1 pseudogene is annotated in these 436 nt (G+C 61.5%); it reads left to right on the forward strand.

Going from position 1 to position 436, the window contains the following annotated elements:
• A pseudogene (locus DNK59_RS31410) lies at window positions 1-436 on the forward strand (tRNA threonylcarbamoyladenosine dehydratase); the annotation flags it as partial.

A 436-nucleotide genomic window follows, 5' to 3' on the forward strand; every position in this document is an offset into this window, starting at 1 on the left:
CGCGACGCCATGGCCGAGTACATCACGCCCAACATCGATTGCGTGATCGACTGCATTGACGCCGTCAACGCCAAAGCCGCGCTTATTGCCTGGTGCAAGCGTCGCAAGATCCAGATCATCACCACTGGCGGCGCCGGCGGGCAGATCGACCCGACGCTGATCCAAGTCTGCGACTTGAACCGCACCTTCAACGACCCGCTGGCCTCCAAAGTCCGCTCCACGCTGCGCCGCGATTATGGGTTCTCCCGCACCGTGACTCGCCATTACAGCGTGCCGTGCGTGTTTTCCACCGAGCAACTGCGCTATCCCAAACCAGACGGCAGCATCTGTTTGCAGAAGAGTTTTGTCGGCGATGGCGTGAAGCTGGACTGCGCCGGAGGATTTGGCGCGGTGATGATGGTCACGGCCACCTTCGGCATGGTGGCCGCGACCAAAG

The organism is Pseudomonas sp. TKO26 (assembly GCF_003225665.1).
GTDB classification, from domain to species: domain Bacteria; phylum Pseudomonadota; class Gammaproteobacteria; order Pseudomonadales; family Pseudomonadaceae; genus Aquipseudomonas; species Aquipseudomonas saponiphila.